Source organism: Paenibacillus sp. FSL R5-0713, assembly GCF_037973325.1.
GTDB lineage: Bacteria > Bacillota > Bacilli > Paenibacillales > Paenibacillaceae > Paenibacillus.
The window spans coordinates 207064-228759 of sequence record NZ_CP150229.1; the positions used below are offsets into that span (position 1 = coordinate 207064).

At 46.6% G+C, this 21696-nt stretch carries 18 protein-coding genes; 10 read left to right on the plus strand and 8 right to left on the minus strand.

The window, feature by feature from the left end; translation table 11 throughout:
* The first annotated feature begins 67 nt into the window (after window positions 1-67).
* The 7 genes from MKZ12_RS00995 (at window position 68) to MKZ12_RS01025 (ending at window position 7559) form a co-directional block, all read left to right on the plus strand.
* Window positions 68-937, plus strand: coding sequence for a sugar ABC transporter permease (locus MKZ12_RS00995; RefSeq protein WP_339258264.1), 870 nt, complete (start codon window positions 68-70; stop codon window positions 935-937).
* A 15-nt stretch (window positions 938-952) separates the two neighbouring features.
* Window positions 953-1828, plus strand: a complete 876-nt coding sequence (locus tag MKZ12_RS01000; protein WP_192136213.1) for a carbohydrate ABC transporter permease — start codon at window positions 953-955, stop codon at window positions 1826-1828.
* An 85-nt stretch (window positions 1829-1913) separates the two neighbouring features.
* Window positions 1914-2555, plus strand: a complete 642-nt coding sequence (locus tag MKZ12_RS01005) for a polysaccharide deacetylase family protein (protein WP_339258266.1) — start codon at window positions 1914-1916, stop codon at window positions 2553-2555.
* A gap of 147 nt (window positions 2556-2702) precedes the next feature.
* The gene (locus MKZ12_RS01010; protein ID WP_339258268.1) at window positions 2703-3956 is read left to right on the plus strand and encodes a mechanosensitive ion channel domain-containing protein; all 1254 of its coding nucleotides are present in this window, start codon (window positions 2703-2705) and stop codon (window positions 3954-3956) included.
* Between the two features lie 130 nt (window positions 3957-4086).
* Window positions 4087-6006, plus strand: coding sequence for an AraC family transcriptional regulator (locus tag MKZ12_RS01015; RefSeq protein ID WP_339258271.1), 1920 nt, complete (start codon window positions 4087-4089; stop codon window positions 6004-6006).
* A 176-nt stretch (window positions 6007-6182) separates the two neighbouring features.
* Window positions 6183-7037: an aldo/keto reductase gene (locus tag MKZ12_RS01020; RefSeq protein ID WP_339258273.1), complete on the plus strand. Its 855-nt coding sequence runs from the start codon at window positions 6183-6185 to the stop codon at window positions 7035-7037.
* 345 nt (window positions 7038-7382) lie between these two features.
* The gene (locus MKZ12_RS01025; protein WP_339239042.1) at window positions 7383-7559 is read left to right on the plus strand and encodes a hypothetical protein; all 177 of its coding nucleotides are present in this window, start codon (window positions 7383-7385) and stop codon (window positions 7557-7559) included.
* A gap of 144 nt (window positions 7560-7703) precedes the next feature.
* On the opposite strand, the gene MKZ12_RS01030 is transcribed toward MKZ12_RS01025, so the two are convergent.
* Window positions 7704-10877 (minus strand): alpha-mannosidase, encoded by a 3174-nt coding sequence (locus MKZ12_RS01030; RefSeq protein WP_339239043.1) that lies wholly within the window; start codon window positions 10875-10877, stop codon window positions 7704-7706.
* 199 nt (window positions 10878-11076) lie between these two features.
* Here MKZ12_RS01030 and MKZ12_RS01035 point away from each other — a divergent pair, with 199 nt between their 5' ends.
* On the plus strand, window positions 11077-12000 hold the full coding sequence (locus MKZ12_RS01035; protein ID WP_339258275.1) for an AraC family transcriptional regulator: 924 nt from the start codon (window positions 11077-11079) through the stop codon (window positions 11998-12000).
* A 128-nt stretch (window positions 12001-12128) separates the two neighbouring features.
* Here MKZ12_RS01035 and MKZ12_RS01040 read toward each other — a convergent pair whose 3' ends face one another.
* The 3 genes from MKZ12_RS01040 to MKZ12_RS01050 form a co-directional block, all read right to left on the minus strand.
* Window positions 12129-12812, minus strand: coding sequence for an ABC transporter ATP-binding protein (locus MKZ12_RS01040; RefSeq protein WP_124118298.1), 684 nt, complete (start codon window positions 12810-12812; stop codon window positions 12129-12131).
* A complete protein-coding gene (locus tag MKZ12_RS01045; protein WP_339258278.1) occupies window positions 12812-13933 on the minus strand; it encodes an ABC transporter permease in 1122 nt (373 codons plus the stop codon). Before MKZ12_RS01045 ends, MKZ12_RS01040 begins: the two co-directional genes overlap by 1 nt.
* A gap of 119 nt (window positions 13934-14052) precedes the next feature.
* Window positions 14053-14619, minus strand: coding sequence for a TetR/AcrR family transcriptional regulator (locus tag MKZ12_RS01050; protein ID WP_192136206.1), 567 nt, complete (start codon window positions 14617-14619; stop codon window positions 14053-14055).
* A 247-nt stretch (window positions 14620-14866) separates the two neighbouring features.
* Here MKZ12_RS01050 and MKZ12_RS01055 point away from each other — a divergent pair, with 247 nt between their 5' ends.
* The gene (locus MKZ12_RS01055) at window positions 14867-15673 is read left to right on the plus strand and encodes a hypothetical protein (protein WP_339258281.1); all 807 of its coding nucleotides are present in this window, start codon (window positions 14867-14869) and stop codon (window positions 15671-15673) included.
* 218 nt (window positions 15674-15891) lie between these two features.
* Here MKZ12_RS01055 and pdxA read toward each other — a convergent pair whose 3' ends face one another.
* The 4 genes from pdxA to MKZ12_RS01075 all read right to left on the minus strand — a co-directional run bounded on the left by pdxA (window position 15892) and on the right by MKZ12_RS01075 (window position 21111).
* A complete protein-coding gene (gene pdxA / locus MKZ12_RS01060) occupies window positions 15892-16893 on the minus strand; it encodes a 4-hydroxythreonine-4-phosphate dehydrogenase PdxA (protein ID WP_192136204.1) in 1002 nt (333 codons plus the stop codon).
* Window positions 16890-18185, minus strand: coding sequence for a four-carbon acid sugar kinase family protein (locus MKZ12_RS01065; RefSeq protein ID WP_339239050.1), 1296 nt, complete (start codon window positions 18183-18185; stop codon window positions 16890-16892). Before MKZ12_RS01065 ends, pdxA begins: the two co-directional genes overlap by 4 nt.
* Window positions 18186-18274: 89 nt before the next feature.
* Window positions 18275-19261: a 2-keto-3-deoxygluconate permease gene (locus tag MKZ12_RS01070; protein ID WP_339239051.1), complete on the minus strand. Its 987-nt coding sequence runs from the start codon at window positions 19259-19261 to the stop codon at window positions 18275-18277.
* Window positions 19262-19428: 167 nt separating this feature from the next.
* Complete coding sequence (locus tag MKZ12_RS01075; protein ID WP_339258283.1) at window positions 19429-21111, minus strand: PrpR N-terminal domain-containing protein; 1683 nt, start codon at window positions 21109-21111, stop codon at window positions 19429-19431.
* A 224-nt stretch (window positions 21112-21335) separates the two neighbouring features.
* Between MKZ12_RS01075 and MKZ12_RS01080 the strand changes: the two genes are divergently transcribed.
* Window positions 21336-21554: a hypothetical protein gene (locus MKZ12_RS01080; RefSeq protein WP_339258285.1), complete on the plus strand. Its 219-nt coding sequence runs from the start codon at window positions 21336-21338 to the stop codon at window positions 21552-21554.
* Window positions 21555-21696 lie beyond the last annotated feature (142 nt).

The window sequence follows — 21696 nt, forward strand, 5'->3', positions numbered from 1 at the left end:
AACAGCTAAAACCCAAACAAGGCGTGGTCCGGCATATCCCGGTCACGCCTTTGAGAGGAGAACAACAATGAACTCTGTATTTTCCAATAAAGGCACCATAGCTGTCTTCGTACTGCCCACACTGATTCTGTTCTGCGGAATTGTGCTTATTCCAATCTTTGTCTCCAGTTATTACAGTCTGTTGGACTGGAATGGCGTAGGCAGGGGGACATTTATCGGTCTGGACAACTATGTGGAGATGTTTAAGGATACGCGTGTACTGAATTCGATCAAAAACTCCCTGTTATTTGCGGGAGCTTCGGTGTTCATTCAACTGCCGATCTCGCTGGTGCTTGCACTGATTCTGGCGTCCAACGTCAAGGGGGAAGGGTTCTACCGGACCGTGTATTTCATCCCGGTATTGATCTCAACGGTGGTTATTGCCCAGTTGTGGTCAAAAATCTACAATGCGGATTACGGTCTGCTGAACGTGCTGCTGCAAAATATCGGCTTAGCCCATCGGGCGCAAGATTGGCTGGGTCAGAAGCACACGGCACTTGCGGCTTCTTTTATCCCAACCCTATGGCAGTACGTGGGGTATCACATGCTGCTGATGTACGCAGGAGCGAAATCCGTCTCGCAGGATGTGCTTGAAGCTGCAAGAATGGATGGTGCTTCACGTCTTCGCACGGCTTGGTCCATTATGATTCCTTTAATGAAGCCGATCTTGAAGGTAAGCCTTGTATTTTCGGTTATTGGCGCATTCAAGGTGTTTGACCTGATCTATGTGCTGACGGGCGGCGGGCCGTTCTATACCACTGAAGTGCCGAGCACGCTGATGTACGCCACCATTTTTGATACGTTCCGGTACGGATATGGCAGTGCGATCTCGGTATTTATCATTGTGGAGTGTCTGGTATGTACGATCCTCATTAATTCATTGTTCAAAACGGAATAGAAGGAGGCATGAGGCATGAGTACCGTAGAAGTCATGTTGCAAAAAAAGCCCAAGCCAAGGTCCATCTCCGGACCAATCGGGAAAGTGTTCCTGCAAGCGTTTCTGATCCTCGTTGCGATTGTGCAGATCTACCCGCTCATCTGGCTGGCGCTGTTTTCCTTGAAGGATAACAGTGAAATCTTCAGCGGCGATGTTGCCGGATTGCCGAAGGCGTTTCTGTGGAGCAACTACACCAAAGCCATGTCCGATGGCCATGTGCTGACCTATTTTATGAATAGCGTGCTGGTCACAGCTGCCTCCATTGTCTTGGTACTGATCTTGTCTTCGATGACGGGATACGCAATTACAAGAATGAACTGGAAGCTCAGTGGGCTCACGATGACGATTATTTTGCTGGGCATGATGGTGCCGATTCATGCGGCGCTGCTGCCATTGTTTATTATTTTGAAGAATCTGAGCCTGCTCAACAGTTATTGGTCTCTGATCATTCCCTATGTGGCGTTTGGCATTCCGATGGCGGTATTCATTCTGGGCAGCTTTTTCAAAGGTATCCCGCGAGAGATGGAGGAGTCGGCGGTGATCGACGGCTGCGGTATCTACCGGACGTTTTTCTCTATTATTCTGCCTCTGGTAACTCCGGCTATATCAACGGTAGCCATCTTCACGTTTTTGTCGTGCTGGAATGAGCTGATGTTTGCGGTCACGTTTATTAATAACACGGCTTATCAGACATTGACGGTGGGCATGATGTCGATGGTGGGGACGTACATTACGCAATGGGGCATCATTGGTGCGGGACTGATGATTACGACGGTGCCAACGGTGATCATCTATCTGCTGTTGAATAAACAGGTGCAGAAGAGCATGATCGCAGGTGCGATCAAAGGTTAGTTGGAGGCTGGACTAGACCGCGGTCTATGAACATGGAATAATAAGGGGTATGTAGCCAGTCAGTTGCAGAGAGGGGTCATTATTTATGGTCAATATCGCGATGGTAGAGCAGGAGTCTGTTCGGGAAAAGGTTGTGGCGTTTACGTTTGATGATGGGCCGCATCCGGTGTATACACCTCAAGTACTTGAGATATTCCGTCGTGCCGGTGGGCATGCGACGTTTTTCATGATTGGCCAAGAGATAGAGGCTCATCCGGAGATTGCGGCGGAGGTATACCGTGAAGGGCATGAGATCGCAAACCATACATACACGCATCCGGACCTGACCAAGCTGACGCTGGAGGAAGCCGGGGTAGAGTTGCAACGCGCAGAATATCTTGTACAAGAAGTTACGGGGCAACCTGCCCGCAGCTTCCGACCGCCGTATTTTGGCGTAAACGATGATATATTGTCTCTGGCAGCGGAACGCGGATATCGCACGATTGGTGCGGTCAACGGTGATGCGAAAGATTGGGATAATCCTGGCGTTGAGCATATCGTGGAGCATACCCGGTCTGCGGTGAAACCCGGCAGTGTGCTGATATTCCATGACGGGTACGGGGATCGTTCCCAGACGGTGGAGGCGGTTCGTGTTCTGGTGGAGGAACTGGTCACAGAAGGGTATCGATTGGTGACGGTGAGTGAGCTGCTGGACATTTCTCGTGAGCAGGATGAAAAGATAACATAATCAAGTGGACCCATCATTCTTTGAATGACTGGGTCCTTTTTTATATATAATTTGTATAGGAAGAACGGAGCAGAGGTATAAACTTTGCTTGCCCTCTCAAACTACTTTATAATAATAGGCTAAACTAGATTATGTCAGGAGGAAACAATGGACTTTATCAAAAATCAACTAGAAGAACTCGGCATGAGTGGACCCTCCATTGGTTATCTTTCAAACATCATTATGATTATTTTTATCGCACTAATCTCGATATTGGCGAATGTGATTGCCAAGCGAGTGGTACTGAAGACGGTGCATCGTATTGTAAGTAATAACCGTTTCAAGTGGGGCCACATCGTGGTTCAGAAAAATTTATTTCAGAAGCTGTCGCATCTTGTGCCGGCTATTATTATCTATTATTCGGCTTATATTTTCCCGTCTTATCAGGGCATAATTGAGAAAGCAGCAATGACCTACATGATTGTCATCATGATTACGGTAATGAATGCTTTGCTTAATGTATTCGATGATATCTATCGTACCTATGAGGTGTCGAAGATTCGCCCAATCAAGAGCTACATTCAGGTAGCCAAGATCGTTCTGTTCATTATCGGGGGCATTATCGTCATCTCCAGCCTGATTGGACAAAATCCGCTCATTATCCTCAGCGGACTTGGTGCATTATCGGCGGTATTGATGCTCGTATTCAAAGACTCGATCCTTGGTCTCGTGGCTGGTGTACAGCTATCGTCGAACGATATGGTGCGTGTTGGTGACTGGATCGAGATGCCAAAGTATAATGCAGACGGGGACGTTATCGACATTACATTGAACACAGTGAAAGTGATGAATTTTGATAAAACGATTACGATGATTCCAAGCTATGCGCTCATATCGGACTCGTTCCGGAACTGGAGAGGCATGCAGGTGTCCGGTGGCAGAAGAATTAAGCGGAGCATCTATATCGACATCAGCAGTATTCGTTTTTGTACGGAAGAGATGGTGGCTGAATTTGAGAAGATTCATTACCTGAAGGATTATGTCACTTCCAAACTTAAAGAAATTCAAGCGTACAACATGGAGCATCAGGTGAATACTGAAAGCAACGTGAACGGCAGACAGCTCACAAATATCGGTGTATTCCGGGAATATATCCATCAATATTTGAGGAACCATCCGAAGATCAATAAAGATATGACGATGATTGTGCGACAATTAGCACCGGAAGATCGCGGGCTGCCTCTGGAAATCTATGCATTCAGTAATGATATCAACTGGGGTGTATATGAGAACGTTCAGGCGGATATCTTTGACCATATCTTCGCGGTGGCGTCAACTTTTGGACTGCGGGCCTTCCAGAATCCAACTGGACATGACATTGTGCAACTGAAAGAGGATAAACAATTGGTGCGAGAGTACTAGGGGCTCATAACAGCTCTATCCTTTTCCAATATACTATTCATTCATAAGCCATTAACTCATCTGGGTTGATGGTTTTTTGTCTGTGATATAATAGGCATATTTTAAGAACGAAGAAGTAGGGGGAACGTGTATGGATTGGGAAGCTCATATCGAACAGTGGAGCCGAACGGCCGTTAGATTACTGGATATTCGGTATTATCGTGCGGAGCATGGAACGGTTCCTGAACACGATGTGGCGCATAACAGCTTCTTCTTAATCACTACGCATGGAGAGGCTAGGATAAGGATATCAGGCGAGGTCTACCAGACTCATTCAGCATACATATTGCACGGGGGAGCAGATGCTGGGCTAAGTATTACACCGTTGGAACAGGACTTTGCCTGTTATCTGATTTTATATACAGCCGAGTGTGCATCGCCGGAAGATCGAAAGGGTTTCCAGATGACGTATGGGTTTGCACCGTATGCATTACTCCCTGTTCAGGAAAAGTGTGAAGCCATGAACCGTCTGTGGCAAGAACCCGCCTCCATAGACAAGCTACAGGCACAGTCAGTTTTTCTTCCGTTGGTGTACGAGATCATGCGGCAGCAGATTCAGACATGGGCTAAAAAGGAAAACAGCAAACCCAATATCGTCACTGACGCAATCCACTATATTCACGATCACTATAGCGAGCTGATTACAGCCGAGGAACTAGCCAAGAGATACCATTGCAGCGCCAGCTATTTATCCCGTTTGTTCAAAAACCAGATTGGACTAGGACCGATTGAATATCTTATTCATGTGCGGGTTCACAGATCCAAGCAGTACCTTCTAAGATCCGAAGCCCGGATCCAGGAAATCGCGAGCAATGTGGGTTATGCGGATATGTATTATTTCAGTCGCTTGTTCAAAAAGCATACCGGCTTATCGCCAGTACAATTTCGTACACAATATCGGAAACAGGTTCAGGTTCAGTATAATCCATTACGTGGGTTAGAATCGTCTATTGTAACCCCTAACTCCGGTTCTCATAATGAGAATGAGACTTATTATCAACGGATTGGGGAAGGGGACACATCCATGTTTAGATTTTCAAGACCAGCCTTTGGGGCGATGATGTTATTATGCACATCCTTGCTTCTAAGTGCTTGCCAGACCAGCAGTACTCCAGGAGCAACGGCTTCCCAGCCGGCTTCATCAGATACGAATACTGCTGTAGCTACAGACAGCGCAGCTGTGGAAACGCGGATATATAAACATCTGAAAGGCTCAACCGAGATTCCTGTGAACCCACAGCGAGTCGTCAGCTTCTATCACTTGGGCGAATTGATGGCGCTGGGGGTGAAGCCGGTTGGCACAACGACATATATTTTGGATAACCCACTTATAGATGATACTTCCGGTATTTCAGATGTGGGCGTTCCGCCAGATGCCGAGAAAATCCTGTCACTGGAGCCAGATCTGATTGTGACAACGGCAGCATTCGCAGAAGCTGTGGAAGGCGGGTATGATGCACTGAGCCAGATCGCTCCGACCATTGTTGTCGAGCAGTATAATGATCCGATTAAAGATGTGGAGATGTTTGGGGATATTCTCGGGAAACAAGAGGAAGCACGGTTATGGAATGAGCAATTCAAAGCCAAAATCGCAGCGTACAAAACGAAAATTAGCCCTTATGTTCGTGCGGATGAAACGTATTCTATATTAAACGTGCGTCCAGATGCTCTTTTTGTATACGGAGATACCAATATGGGGGGCAACATTATTTATAAATATCTTGGGTTGAAGCCAGCGCCCAAGGTAGAGTCGGACGTCATCCATGGAGAAACGTGGGAGATTTCCACCGAGGTCATTCCCGAATTTATCGGTGACCGTCTGTTCCTGGCCGTCAATGAGGGAGCTGAGGACAAGCTCAAGGATGTGCAAAAGTTGATTGATGCCTCACCAGCCGGGAAAGCGGGTCACGTATACTCCATTAACTTTGATCAGTTCCTTCCGAGTGACCCTATTGCGGTAGAGAAACAGTTAGACATCATCACAGATATAATTGTAGGAGATGGCAAATAGGTGTGTATGTCTGTGATAGGTCCACCGAGTTGAAGTGTTATTGGATGGCCTAGATGTAGAGGAGTTCGCATTGATTCAAGCCGGCGTGAAGGGGTAGAATAACGAGAGGACGTTTATTTTCTAACAATCTAATCTCGGAACGAAAATCTAACCTTTTGGCAAAGGAGAGTTCTCACATGAACCATCAGATTCCGGAATATACATTGAACGATGGCTTGAAAGTACCTGCAATTGGATTTGGTACCTATAGTCTGAAAGGTGAAGAAGGCGTTAAATCGATCGTGACTGCCATTGATGCGGGTTATCGATTAATTGATACGGCGTATAACTATGAGAATGAGGCAACCGTGGGCAGAGCAATTAAGCAAAGCTCCATCGCCAGAGAAGACCTGCTGATTTCCTCGAAGCTGCCGGGGCGTTATCACGCTCAGGATAAAGCACTCGTGGCGATTCAGGAATCATTGTACAGAGCGGATCTGGACTATTATGACCTGTATCTGATCCACTGGCCCAATCCGAAGAAGGACATGTATGTCGAGGCATGGCAAGCACTGATCGAAGCCAAAAAGCGTGGATATATCCGATCCATCGGCGTCAGCAACTTCCTGCCTGAGCACAATGAACGCCTGATTAAGGAGACGGGGGTAGCGCCGAGCCTGAATCAGATTGAGCTGCATCCGTTCTTTGACCAAGCTGGTCAGCGGGAACAGGATGCGAAGCATGGCATCGTGAACGAATCCTGGAGTCCGATTGGACGTGGCAATGATGCTGTACAGGATATTCTGAAGGATGAGAACATTCTTCGGATCGCGGAAACGCATGGCAAAACACCGACCCAGATCATTCTGCGCTGGCATGTTCAGCTGGGCTCCATTCCAATTCCGAAAGCGGGCTCCTTACAGCATCAGCAGGAAAATATCAATATATTTGATTTTGAGTTGAGCACAGAAGAGATGCAGGTCATTTCTGCATTTAATCGTCCGGATGGACGGTTGTGGGATCAGGACCCAAGTGAGTACGAAGAATTTTAAAGAAGGACAAGCAATATCTGCCCAACTTTACGAAGCAATATGAAAAACTGTTCGTGTCACTTGCTGCCAAGTATGGATCAATATGAAATTAAATGTGATCCAGACTGTAAGTACGATGTGATTAAATGCCATTATAACCTGCGCACCTTTTGGAATAATTATTGGTCCCTCTGGGTTACCAGTGAAATTCCAAAGGGTGTTTTTGAGTGAATTGTATCTAGTCATAGCCTGCCTTATCGGGCTATATTAATAACGATAAGAGCATACATCTGTGGAATTCTGGATGGCAAGCAGCATAGCAATGGGGTCATAAGCAGGTTGTTCAGGGGAGGGCGATGTTTAGTGGTGGCTAACTGGTGGTTCGCGCTGATTATTATGGTTGTGGTGAATGGGATTGTAGCCTGGAGTTTATGGACGGGGGAACAAACAAGTAGAAGGGCGAAAAAGTGGTTTTTTATTGTGGCTAATCTTATCGGGGTAGGGCTTGCCATCTCTCAATTTTTCTGGATGGACTTCAACTAGGATGCAGTGGTGGTATGAGAATATAACGTGTAATACATAGAAAATAAGGAAGGGCTGCTCCCATGTCAGATATGACAGGAGGCAGCCTTTCCTTATTGGAGCATTTTAAGGGTTGTTGCAGTTTTCCGCGTTGCGTAAGTTCTGCTAGTGTCTCGCAGGAATACGGAAAGTTAGAATCTCATACGGTTTGATATCAAAAGAAATCCGACCATTTTCCACAGCGCATTCCGCTTCGTTATTCTCAAGCAAATCACACGTGTACGCCGTGGCACCTGCTCCTTCAGGCAATTGCAGGGAAGCACGGCTGCGGCGGCCATGTGCTTCATAGAGACGGATGATCATATCATCGTTATTCTCGGCTTTTTTGATAACCTCCAGCACGACATTATCCTGATCAACCGATGCGAGTGACCACAACCCAGGTAACGTGCCGGTTTGCGATGCAATCTCACGAGCAACCAGCGGACGGTTGAGATCATAAGCAGCTTGGATGACACGTCCTTCACGGAAATCGCCCTGATGCGGATAGAGCGCGTAGGTGAATACGTGCTGCTCTTTGTCAGCATTTTCATTCGGGTACGTTGCGCTCTTGATCAGCGACAATCGCATCACCGAGTTATGAATATCATATCCATATTTGCAGTCGTTCAGCAGAGCAGCGCCGTACCCGTTCTCCGCCAGATCGGCCCACTTCTGTCCGCATACTTCGAACCTGGCTTGATCCCAGCTTGTATTCCGGTGAGTAGCACGCTCCACGTTGCCGTACTGGATCTCGTAGACCGCTTTTTCACTCCAGATATCCAGCGGGAAGGCTGCTTTCAGCAGCAAATGCTCCTGTTTCCAATCCACTAACGTGCGGAAATCAATTCGGCGTGTATGCGCGTAGAAGATAATCGTTTGTTCAACGACAGAGTCCAGGAACTGTCGCTTCACTTGCAACACGGAACGCACCGGCCCGCTTTCAACCCACTCCAGTGACTGCAGGTTGTTAATCTCCCACATATGCTGTTCATAATAGTCGTCAATGTTCCATGCCTCATATTCCGCAGGTCGATCCTCGAACACTTGCAGCACATTACCACGCTTGCCAGACTGAAGCAGCTCACGCCCCTCCAGCTTGTCCCATACGGATATGAACTCGGCACGTTCATTCAGTTGAATATCGAACCAAGGTGTATGGATGTGACGCTGATTGGCTTCCCACTGTGCAACCGATACGCTCGCGACAAGTTCGTCTGTCAGATCCGGTGTGATTCGGAAGGATTTATACCCGGATGCCGGCACGTTCTCTGCAAGGAACACAAGTCCGCCTTCAGGAGTACGCTGGCTTGGTACAGGGCGATCTCCATCATGGACGGTCACTTTTCTCGCAAAAGCAGGCAGTTCAACCACATCTGTTCGTACGAATCCGGTGGTGTTGAATACGACAATGGCTTCGCCATCAGATGTAATTTGGCTTGCAATGCCGTTCAGTGCGCTGTCTTTCAGCTCATCCGTGACACGCAGCACTTCTTCATATTGCTCTTTGGAATCCACATATACCTGCTCAATGGAGCTGCCCGGCAGAATATCATGGAACTGGTTCAGCATCGTCAGCTTCCATGCGTGCTCCAGTGCATCGGTTGGATAGGCTGCCTGGGCATTCGCCTGACGATGAATCATGGCATACAGCTCGGCATCAGCCAACGCAAATTCGCTATGACGGTTGTACCGTTTGTTGCGGGCCATGGAAGTGTAGGTACCGCGGTGATACTCCAGATACAGCTCACCCGACCAGCGGGGAACGGAAGGCACATCCACCAGATTTTGCTCCAACTTCTCGAAAAACTCGCGTACAAAGGTACGTTTCACCGCAGGCACACCCGGCAATCCAACATCAAGTCGTCTGCCATGCTCCAGCATCTCTCCGGTTGGTCCGCCGCCGCCATCCCCGAATCCGAAACATTGCAGAACATCTGCATTAATGTTTTTGTTCTGGTATCGCTGCCACGTGCCTTTGACTTGGGAGGCGTTGAATCGTCCATTATAAGTCGTCTCGAAGCGGCGTTGTCTGAAATCGGGATGCTTGTCATAGTCTGTCGCTGTGATGAAATGAGTTAGAACTTCAGAGCCGTCAATACCTCTCCAGTACATCGTGTCGTTCGGAATTTGGTTCGTATCATTCCAGGCAATTTTGGTGGTCATAAAATAATCAATGCCACTCTTGCGCATAATCTGCGGCATCGCTGCACTATAACCAAATACATCCGGCAGCCAGAGCACACGGTTCTCTACGCCGAACTCTTCCTTGAAGAAACGTTTGCCGTATATAATCTGACGGATCATGGATTCGCCGGAGATCAGGTTACAATCGGCTTCCAGCCACATCGAACCTTCGGCTTCCCAGCGGCCTTCGGCTACCTTTTCCTTGATTTTTTCATAGAGAGACGGGTAGTCTGCTTTCAGGTACGCATATAATTGGGGTTGCGAGGACATGAACGTGTATTCTGGGAACTTGTCCATGAGATATAGTACACTCGCGAAGCTGCGAATGACCTTCTCCCGGGTCTGATCCAATGTCCATAGCCATGCCACATCGATATGCGTGTGTCCGATACAGTGAACGGTTGGGATGTGATCACCCGCAGGGCGAGCTTCACCATAGACATGGTCTTGCAGATATCGACGCGCTTCCAGCACTGAAGCATGGAATTCTGCGCTGTTCTCCTGACGCAAATCTAGCAGATTCACGGCTTTATTCAGATGTTCGACCAAATTCAGCCGCTCCAGATCATCCTCACGCAGCAGATCCGCCGCATCGAGCGCAGCCTTAAGATCGTAATATAGATCGGTGACAGGCTGATGATGCTCAGCTACATAGACATTGAGAAAGACATCGGCTGCCGAAGTACTACAGTACGCATATAAAGCCAGTTCGAATTCTTCGCCTTTTGCCGCAGCAGGAGTCAGGTCAATTTCCGTATGGTTCACATCCAGACCACAGATCAGTTCCCCATTGAGGAATGCCAGAAATTGTGGATTATCATAGTTCCAGATATCATCCGCACCGGTGACGATGGTACATACGACTTTTTTTCCTTCCATATGATCCGGGATGCGAATCCGGGTTTTGAAGCAGCTGTGTACATCTTTACCGCCCCAGCCATCCCCTTTACGAAATACGTTCCAGGAGGAAGGGTCTTCATGCACCAGTTCCCAGGAGTGGTAACCACTTTCTTTATGATAAAGCTCCGGTATATATGTCTTTGAGGTCAGTCGTGCACGTTCCAAGTGTTTAACTATGGTATGGATCCGAGTATACAAGGAATTCATTTTCATGTTGGTTTCCCACCTTGGTTTGTAGTAAGTACAGGCTGTAGTCGTCGTTGGAGCAAGAATACTGCAAGCGCTAACATATCAACTCTATCATAACAAAGGGGAAAGGGAGCAAACTACGTAATGTATGCTGAAAAAGACGTATTTTTATTGCATTTCATGCTAAAATAAAATCATTAGTATCGGGATAGGAGGCATGTCCATGACAACATCCGTTTTGACATACGAGCAGGGATATGTAATCCATGTCAATCAGCCTGGAGACGAACTCTTTTATCATCTGGACTATGACGAGCGTTCTCATGATCTGAATATGGAGTTTCAGCACTTTCATGATTTCTATGAAGTCTGTATTCTTCTGGATCGTACGGCTGCGCATATTATTGAAGGCAGTTTATATGAGATTCAGCCATTGGATATCGTGCTGCTGCGACCTTCTTTGCTGCATAAGACGCAGTATCCGAAAGGTACACCGCCAAAACGGTTGATGATTAATTTTGCGATGCCTCGCCATATGCCAGGACTTGAGAACGGTTACAATGAACTATTCTCCATTTTTGATGAAGAGGTTCCGATTTTCCGCTTTCCGGAAGAAAGGCGCAAAGAAATCCTCGCGCCCATCAATGATATTTTTGCCATATCCCAGCAGCGCTCTACACTTCAACCGGTTGTGATCCATCATAAATTTGTAGAGTTTCTGTGTGCCATTCATCGTTACGCGGCAGAGAACGGGTATGTGCGAGAAGAGACAGGATCATCGATGTCCCGCCGCATGTATGCCATTGCATCCTATATTCACAGCCATTATCAGCAGGATTTATCTTTGGAAGAGGTATCCAGGCGGTTTTATGTAAGTGCCCACCACTTGTCCCGCCAATTCAACAGGGTCACTGGTTTTACCTTCACGGAGTATGTACAGATGACCCGTATTCGAAATGCCCAGCAATTGCTGCTGAATTCGAGTGAAAAAATTACGGACATTGCTGCACAGTGTGGGTTCGCCAGCTTTTCCCAGTTCAATCGCATCTTCAACAAACAGAGCGGTATGTCACCAAGTGCCTATCGACGGAGCAGACCATCGCAGAGCAAACATGAAATGATGCTTGTGGGTGAAAGACACGAGTGACGATGGCGCCTAGCGTGAGATAACAAGCGGAGTGATGGACAGGCTTCTAGTTAACGGGCTATTTTTCTGGACAGAAGATTTTTATGAAAATAATAGTTAACGACATGGATAGGATTCAGTCCATATCTTTATGATTTGGCTAGGGACAGACCGCCATCATACATCCGATAGACCTTGTCACAATATTCAAGCATACGCTCATCATGGGTAACCATAATGGCCGCTTTTTGGCGTGATTTCACTTCTTGCGCGATTAGACTAACCACTTCATGGGCTCGTTTGGTGTCCAAACTGGCGGTTGGTTCATCGGCCAAGATGATGTTGGGATTATTCATTAAAGAACGCGCAATGGCTGTCCGTTGTTTCTCACCACCGGATAACTCTTCGGGAAAACTTTTTAACTTCAAACCCAGCCCCAGTTCTTCCAGCAGCTTGGTGGCAAATGCCTTATCCTCTTTTTTGACCGTTCCCGCCATTCTTTTTACAACTAACAGTTGATCGAGAACATTTAGATAGGGAACTAGATTGGAAGATTGCATAATAAATCCAACTTCTTGCAGCCGTATATTAGATAGCTCTTTCTCCGTAAGCTTCGAAATATGATTTCCGTTTAGTTGAATATCTCCTTCGGAGGCTTTCAGCATGGCCCCAGCAATAGACAAGAATGTACTTTTACCAGAACCAGAAGGTCCAACGACAGCAACAAATTCCCCCGGTTCCACGGATATGGATACATGATCGAGCGCGGTGATCCGATTATTTCCTTCGGCATAATACATGGTGACTTCCCGCATGTGCAATCCCTTACTCATTATTCAACCCTCCCGAGCGCCTTAAGCGGATCAATCTTCGTAATTTTGCGAACAGATACCAGTGAACTTAACATAGCGATAACCAGCAGGATAATAGAATAATTGAAGACAAGACTGGTCTCCAGCTTAAATGGCATTCCTTTTGGCATAATTGCTGCTGTCCCATAAGTCAGCAAGATTCCAACAACAATACTAGTCAGGGAAAGGACAAACACTTGCGAGATAATGGCTTTTCCCAAGAAACGGTTGCTGGCACCGATCGCTTTCATAATGCCAAACTGGTTGGTCTTTTGCATCGTAATGACATAGAAGAATACCCCGAGTACAAATGCAGAGATCGCGAGCAGAAAGGCAAGCATCATCAGAATCGTTCCGTTCTCTTCTTTGTATCCTGGCATGCCTTGCACAGCTTCCGACCGGGTAACGGTATCCGTACTGGATAACTCTTTATTTATAGCTTCTGGATCAATATTCTCGCCTTGTAACATGATCGCATTAACCGGTCCGGCAATTCCTTTATCTGAACCTGGAGCCGCAAAGGCAATCTTCCGCCATTCAGCCATTGGCGTAAATACGGATGCAACGTGGTTATAAGTCTGATTCTCCACAAATCCGATAATGGTCAATGATTCCGTCGTACCATCCAGTTGAAAGGTGTCCCCGATATTATAGCCCTCATCTTTTAGGGTCGAATTCACAACTACCCCGGTGGGATTCTCGGAAGACAGGCTTTCACCTTCTACAATTGCTGGCTCCAGGAAGCTTCCTGGGTTAATTCCTATAATCGCTATATCGACTTTATCTTCATTCTTGGTACTCGTTTCTTTCATTGCTGTTGCCATTGAACTACCCATAGGTGATGCAGCATCCACATTAGGAAGTTGTTCCGCCTCCGCCACCAGTTGATCTGACAGCAGTGACTTGCTCATGGAAGACTGAGCCCCTTCTTCAAAGATGACATAATCAGCCTTCATGGTCTTGAATGTTGATGCGGCTAGTGTAGACAATCCATTTCCCAGACCGGATAAAATAAATACCAACCATGCCATGAGTACGAAGATTATGATAATCATTAAAAACTTCATTTTACTATGCATTAGCTCCTTCATCGCTAAAAACATGATCTGTTCAACTCCTTCTCTTTTTTTGACACATGTGTCAAATTAGATGCGCGGCCACGCGGTCTTCATCATTAAACGACATAAATGACACTTGTGTCAAATTAAATCCAAGAACAAAGTTAGCTCTTGGCTCCTCCGATCCACATTTGGAACAGCAGCTTTCCCCAATCAGGCGTAGGGATATTCATCATGTTAGGCGTATTAATCAAGTTGAAGAATACACCAACAAGTACAGGTAGAGGGATATCTTGCCGGAGGGCCTGATCCTGCTGTGCGCGTTCAAATAAGCGAGATAATTGAATTTTGAGGGTCTGATGTGCTTCCTCAATGAATTCAAGATCTCTCGCTGCCGCAGCAGAATTAGTCGTATTAATTTTGCTGGCATCTCCCAAAAGTTGATGGAGCGTCGATTCTTCTGCGTAGATCAGAAGCAGTTGCTCAAGAGCATCCATGGGATCAGTCTCATCAACGGCCAATGAATTCTCCAACACGGTTGCTATTACACGCTTCATACAAGCAGCAACAATCTCTTCTTTATTAGCGTAATATTGATATATCGTGCTTCGGGCTCCGGAGAGATGCTGTGAGAGCAGCTTGAGGTGAAAACCGTCGTAGCCATGCTCCAGAATTAATTTCTTGGTCGTATCCAGTAGCTCTGTTTCGGTAAAAGATTGTTTTCTTCCCATTGAATCTCTTCCTTTTTCTCATCTATAAAATCTGTATTGTATTCATAATACCTTATATATGTGATGCTTTGGATTTCGCTGATATATATTCAGTTTAGCATAACATAACATAAGCTCCTATGTGAGCTGTTGAACATAGATTCACCCCTGTCCCTGTCAGGGTAAAAATAATCACTTCCCATAATGCTTGTAACTTGTAACAAAGGAGTGAAGATAAATCGTTTATAAAGCAGCACCTTATCTACTTATGTTAGGTATTTTTATCGTCATTTTGGATGGGTTGTGGATCGTGGATGTAGCTGACTCTTATGATCTCTACCCTGGATCAGCATGGGCCCTTTTGGCAATCGGATTATGCATGATGATATTCGCTTATATCATGATTCAGCATAAACGGAAGCAAGAGGCTCCAATGAAGGATGAAGTTCAAGAAATACATGCTGAGAGGGTGCTAGCACAGCAATTCGTGAATCGAATGTGGAAAGACCGAGAGGCTGTAGGCGGCAGACTGATTTTGTCTCTCCTAATCATCCATGCAGTTATCGCTGTCTTTCACCTCGGTCTGGCTTTACGTATGGTACAGATCACTATATTCGTGGGCATCATTTGCTTCTCGTTTTTCTACATTATGAATGATGACAGGGGAGACCTGAAGGAGCAAGAGGAGGATTTAAAGCCTGAAAGTCATTTTATGCAAACCTTTATGCGTCTGATTGATTACAGGCAACATCCTTTTAGTCTAGGACTTCTTGTGTTTCTACTCATTGTGCTTACATTCCTGATTTCAAAATGGTTCGGGTGGGAGATCAGCTTTGATACAGGCGGGAATCCGCTCTATGTCATGAGTCTACCGACTTCTGCCGTTATATTATCAGGTCTAGCCTTTGCTTGCGGACTGATCTATATCAATCAGCATTGTGATTTCTTCGGGCTTCGCCAAACAGATCAGGGTGCGTACAGGCTGTTTCAGATTCATTTCTATGAAATTATTGCTTGCGGGGCTTCCTTTTTCATCTGGCTGGGAATTATTATTCTAAGTTGGTTTTTTGCCTAGATGGTTGGGGTTGGATACGGTGGGTGATAAAAATAAGCGTATGTTGTTCCCTTGAGATAGGTTGGCGTGGATGACACATACAAAAAGGCAAACCCATGAACTAATAAAGGGTTTGCCTTTTTCTTCCTATTTATCGAATACCAACGATATACCGATACATCTGCAATTGATCTTACGATCACGATCAGACTCACGCATGTACCGGATGAATCTTGGTGTTATCCCTGATCCTTCGGTGCCAGCTCGATGGCGGAGCGAATGGCTGCCAGCATGCTTTTGTCATCGGCGATGTTCTTGCCAGCGATATCGAAGGCTGTACCGTGGTCAACCGACGTACGAATGATTCCGCCCTTCAGACCAACGGTGATATTCACGCCTTCCTCGATGCCCATTACCTTAATTGGCGCATGGCCTTGGTCGTGATAGCAAGCTACAACGATATCGAAGTCGCCGCGGCCAGCGCGGAAGAAGAGTGTGTCCGCCGGGAGTGGACCAACAACGTTAATGCCTTCCTGCTGCGCACGCTCAATGCCGGGCTGCAGTTTCTCTTCTTCCTCTCCGTTGCCGAACAGTCCGTTCTCTCCGGCATGAGGATTGATTCCGCATACGGCTACGCGCGGATTCTCAAAGCCTGCTTTTTTCAACGTATCATGGGCAAGCTTCACAACGGTGTAGGTTCTTTCCGGGTTAATACTCGCGATGGCATCAATCAGACCCATGTGTGTCGTCAGGTGAATGACTCTCAGATTAGGCGTCGTCAGCATCATCGAGAAGTCCTGCGTATCCGTCAGGTCCGCCAGAATTTCGGTGTGGCCTGGATATAGGTGCCCTCCTTGATGCAGGGCTTCCTTGTTCAAAGGTGCTGTGCAGATGGAGTGAATCTGGTGTTTTTTGGCCAGATCAATGGCTTTGGCGAGAAACTGGAATGCTGCATCCCCAGCCACGGCAGATACTTTGCCGTATTCCAAGTCCGCAGGGACAAGGTTCAAATCAATCACATCTACAGTACCGAATTCATACTTGGCTTCGGAAGGCTCTTGAATCGCGTTAACGTTCAGACTTGAGCCGATGATCGGCAGTACGCGCTCCAGAATCTTCGCATCACCAATCACGAGTGGATTGCACTGATCATACATCTCTTGATGACCCAGTGCTTTCATAATAATCTCCGGTCCAATACCTGCTGCGTCGCCCATCGTAATTCCGATTGTAGGTTTCATACGAGAATACCTCCTTTTAATTTTTGAATCGCATGGATAAAGACATCTGGTTTGCCGAATCCGCCTGCTTTGGTAATCACATGCAGATCATCAATGCCTATAAACTTGGAGATCGGCACGCCGATTTCAAGCTCATCCAGCAGCTCGAAGCCGCTAATATTCCATTTCAGACAGATTTGTTTTGCCGTATCGCCACCAGTCATGGAGACACCCTTGAACAGTCCCTCTTCCAATAGTCTGGCACAGATCTCACCCATCGCGAGTACAATTTCATTGCTAACTTCGGTGTGATTAAGTCCCCGAACTTCGCCCGTGGCACGAGCCAATTCAATATCAATCTGTTCAGCGGTGGAGTAAAGGACGACATCTTGTCCTTCCAGCGCTTTGTCGCGGACCTCGTTATAGACACGTTCCATCTCTTCTGCACGGTCTGCGGTCGCGGATACCGCTTTGAAGGAGTGGAAGGAGACAGAAGCCACGCGGGATTTGCGCAGCAAGCGACTCAACTGCTCGCGCGAATTTTTGTTTACACTGCCCACCACCGTCAGGATTGGACCCGGATTCTCGGGTATGGTTAGCGCGGTAGACTTGGATTCAAGTGCAAAGTGAGCAGGGAGGTAGTTGGCAATACCCGCTGAGCCTGCCCAGGCAAAGGTATAATCCAACTCGCGAGTCATCTGTAGTACCAGCTCCAGATGGCTTTCCTCGGTGGAGTCCACCAGGACGTAAGGAGTATTGTTTTCCTTCAACTGTTTCAGCTTGGCACAAAGATGATGCTGGCCGGCTTCCAGATCGGCGACGGTGATCTCGCCAACTTCGTACTTGGTTTGAAGTTTCAATAAGTCCGGAAGGTAGGAAATCGTTACAGGTGTCTTCGGATCATGGGCAATTTCAGTATCTGCCAGTGGAACGCCATTCAGGTAATGAATTCCGTCCAGAATAGTCCGGTTATTTTTCGGATATCCTGGAGCAATCATCATAAAATCAGGCTTAACTACATCATACACAGCATCAATCTCGATGCCGATATTGCCGCGCATGGTGGAGTCCATCTTTTTGAAAATCGTCTCAAATCCATTATTCGTTAGCAACTCAGCAGCCCGATATACACGTTCATACGCTTCCTGCGGAGATATGGAACGACTATCTGTATCAAAGACGACAGCATCGTATTGTGTAAGAGGTTCTTCATTCATATTAAAAAGAACACTGGTTTTCAAGCCATGGCGGGCAAGCTGCACCCCGCTGTCATTGGCACCGGTCAAATCATCTGCAATAATGGCTAATTTCATGCAGTCATCCCTCCTTATAAGCACAATTTTATAAAAAGTCCGTTCGTATTAGATTGTCAATTAAATTCATCAGATCAGATCAAAATCATTTATGTGGTTGGTCGTTGATTGTATTTCTCGACGCCACCTGATTTCTCCAGTCGTTTGGAGAGGAACCCGATGAAGATCGGTAACAGGATAGCTGTCGTTACAACGCTCGCCGCAATTTGCACCGTAGCAATCTCCGCAATCGGGCCAAATGAAGCATTAGCAGCCACGATGGCAGCAGGTGTACCTACCGCATTGCCGGCTGTTGAACCTTCGGAAGCACCAACAATCGGGTTCCAGCCAATGGCTTTGAACAAGAAGTATCCGATTCCGCCTGTGAGAAGCACGGTTAGAACACCAAGCAGAATGCCACCTAGACCACCTTGGATGATGGAGGAGAAGTTGATTCCCATACCCAGGGAGAATGCAAAGAACGGAACAAGTTTGTCACTGCCTTTGTAAAGCCAATCCCCCAGATTACGGTCCAGATTACCAATAATGACACCAACGATGAGTGGAAGCAATACAGCAACGAATGCCATCGGGGAGAACATGCCGTTCGCAAAGCCCATTGCACCAAAGATCGAGAGCGCTACCATGGTCAGGAATGGACCATCACTGAGCGCGAGGAAAGGGTAAGCTGCCTTGTCATCTTCTTTACCGTATTGACCAGCGAGTGCGATGTAAAGACCACCGTTAGAGTTGGTCATCGCAGCGATAATGGCAAGTGGGGCCAGACCCAGGAATAAACCGCTTGAATCCGCAAACAAAATAGCGATAAAACCAAGGCCTGCACCAATCACCCATTTGAACGTAAGCAAGGTCAAACCTTTGCCGACAGATGAACCTGCCGTTTTGAACGTAATCTGTGTACCGGCAATTAAGAGGAACAGCGCAATCAGCGTACTGGCACTATTAACGAAGAGAGCTTCCGTGAATCCACCAATGCGCAGAGCATTCGGGAAGAATGTATTGATCGTTGCACCAAGCAGCAGGGGGACAACCATCATACCGCCAGGGATGCGATCTAAAGTTGCTTTAATGTTCATAGTAGTTAGCTCCTTATGAAGTAATCGTTTTTATGAAGCGCTTGCAGGGATTATATTATCCCATATCGTTTAATATAGCAACAATAAATTATTGTAAATTTTAAATAAGTATTATAGTGTTTAAAAATGCAACACAACAAGGAGATAAAAAAGACGCAAACTTAAAGTTAATCTTTAAGTTTACGCCATAATGTGGCCCGGTTAATCCCCAGACGCTCCGCAGCCTTCGATTGATTGTTGTTTTCCTCCTGAAGCACAATCTGAATCACTTCTTTTTCGATCTCCTTCAGCGTACCGTTCAACTTCATTGGACTTGAAGAAGGTTGCTGATCCAGCAAGCGGGATAAGGTAGCGGTGGAGATGACATACTCCTGCTCATTGAGTGCAGCCTGCTTGATCAGATGTTTCAGTTGGTTGACATTCATATGTGTGATCTGTTCTTGGATCAGCTGCAGTGCATCTTCTTTTATTCTAACCGCAGTAGTTCCGTACTTCTGGTAATATCCCGTAAGAAAATGCTGCATCAGTGGAGCCAGATCTTCTGGTCTATCCGCAAGATTTGGCATCATGATCGTATTAAGCTCCAGATCGAGTGACCAATGTGGGTTCAATGCCTGCTCCCCGAGTATAAACACCCCAATCCGGTTATGAAGGCAGCTCTGGATAAAGGAGAGCAACTCCGGATCTTCCATACGTGTCTCCATGTGGTTAATCTCTACATTTCGAACCTTGGCGAGTGGTATCTTGTGCAAATGACCGGAAGGCACTTGTGAGAGATCGATCTGTAATAACAGTCCGCCGGCAGAGTACATCTGATGAATATGTTTGACTAGAAAAGATTTACCGGAATCCGCTTCACCTAGCAGATAGATCGGTTCATGATTCTCGTAAAGTGCCCGAATGTTCTTTAATACCGCCTGCATGGCAGGGGATTCGGCAACGATAGGCTCCATCGATGCGTCCGTGAACGTTGTTATGCCGAATTGTGCAAAGGCATAGGGTTGTCCTTTTTCCAGCATGTATACCTTGTAGTTCTTGTTGTCCAGGGTCGTTTCATAGGCGTTAACCGTGAGCTGGTAATCGTCCACCATGAACACATTTTGGACCTGGGATTGGTGGAATTCCAGACTCGTGTTGGTCAGATACATGTGATTTTCGGTCAGCGGATTGTTCTCAAAGTCGGTCAGGCTCTCGAATACGACTTCATTCCGCTCATTTAAAATAAGCAAATTCGGATGTTCCCGTGTAACCAGGTCATTCAGTATGATCGATATCGCATGATTTTTGCTCAAATAACGGTAGACCAACTGCGCATCTGCCATCGCTCTAAGGATGGATTCCTGACCGGATTGGATTAACAATCCCTCCAGACCATAGGTCTTCGCGGTGTTGACGGTGATCACATCCCCGACAATCTGGCGGTACCCGGAAGCTTTCAACTCCAGGAGCAATCGTGCCACATCTTCCGAGCTATGTATGGTATAGACCTTGAGAGGCAGATCCATCAGATCAATAATCGATTGTGCACCAGAGGTGATGTTGGAGAAACCAACAATCGCTGTTTGGCCGTTAAACTGGCTTGCCAGGGTGAGTGAACGAATCATATCATAACCCGATAACTGCACATCGATGACGGGAATGGTGACTGCTTTTTTAATCAATTGGGCGGTACCGCCGCGGCTGATGATAATCTCTGCCCCATTTTTCTCAGCTTGGATTGCTAGCTCCACGCCTTTCGCCAAGTCGCCCACGTCTGTCTGAATGGTTAACTGGGGAAAACGGGGAATGCACTCTTGTATAATAGGAATCATCGATTCGTAGGGAGCAATAAAGTGAACTCGTGTACGCATAATTTTCCTGCCTTTATCGAAAACTTTGATCCCCTTATTATAGCCAACTTGCGAAGGAATGGCACCTATGGGGGGAATCAACACGGCTACATCTGAAAAATGGATATGGATATGGCTTAACTCACCAAGTGAAATGTGATGAAGTGCACTGAATCGAATCCTTAACTATTTCAAAATTAATGGATCATTGCACACGCTAAGTATAGAGAAATGAGGAGTTTTATATGGGAGACATTCATAAAGTAGCTGAGCCAGATCACATCATTAAGGATGTTGTCGCAAAGTTCCCGTGCAGAGTCCTGTGGAGTGAAGGCCGTCCATGTCTGGAGTATCAGCGGGAAGAAGAGTTAGCCCAGATCGAAGAATACATTCGTACAGTGTACAATGTTGAGCTGTTGGATGTGTTTTTCACCGCGGTGGAGAGCCTTCCGGTTGAGCTATAGGCTAGTTCTGAAGTTAGGGCGTGAGACGACACTACAGGTGCTCGTCTTTTCTTATTTTGCGCTATGATCGTGTGAATTTGGATCGTATGGACTCCAATTGCCATCGTGAAATGTGAAACGTATGTGGGCGTATTCATGTATT